Genomic DNA, 557 nt, shown 5'->3' on the forward strand with positions numbered 1-557 from the left:
GCTCAGGAAATTTGAGGCCATCTTTCAGGGATGGTCACTAGCCCAGGAGGGATTTATGTGTACTTAGTAGCCTTAGAGAAGGAGAGGTTAGGTGAGGTTGAGGCGCTGGCGCTATGTTTCAGTTTTTCAGATCTCAACTACCTGAGCGGGGAAGAACCTCACCGCCTGCGGCACCTCTCCTTGCCAAGGAGAGGTTTAGGGAGACTCCGGTGCCTCTTCTTGATCAGGAGAGGAGAGGAGAGGTTGATGCCCTGGTACCACATGCCCGGTCGGAACATCGGCGGGGAGGAGTGGGGGCCACAACCGGGGGCTAAGTCAGCTCGACGCCGTTGGCCTGGAGAACTTGAAGGGCCGCTTCAGCGTAGTTCAACACGATAGGCACATGCTGAAAGTCTTGGGCAATTTCTAAGACTTCTGTGGCCAGGGCGATCGATTTCTCTGAATCAGGAATCGCTTGCAGATAAAAAATGCTCAGATTGATCAGCGTCATCGCGACGTCGGGCAAATAGGTGCGCGGGTTCTCCTCGGCCAGGCGGCGATACATCTGCAAGGCTTCT

General features: G+C 54.9%; 1 pseudogene. It reads right to left on the bottom strand.

The annotated features are described in order from the left end of the window. Positions 1–310: 310 nt before the first annotated feature. A pseudogene (locus JUK32_RS13930) lies at positions 311–557 on the bottom strand (tetratricopeptide repeat protein); the annotation flags it as partial.

The sequence above is a fragment of the Halomicronema sp. CCY15110 genome (genome assembly GCF_016888165.1).
Taxonomy (GTDB): Bacteria; Cyanobacteriota; Cyanobacteriia; order Phormidesmidales; family Phormidesmidaceae; genus Halomicronema.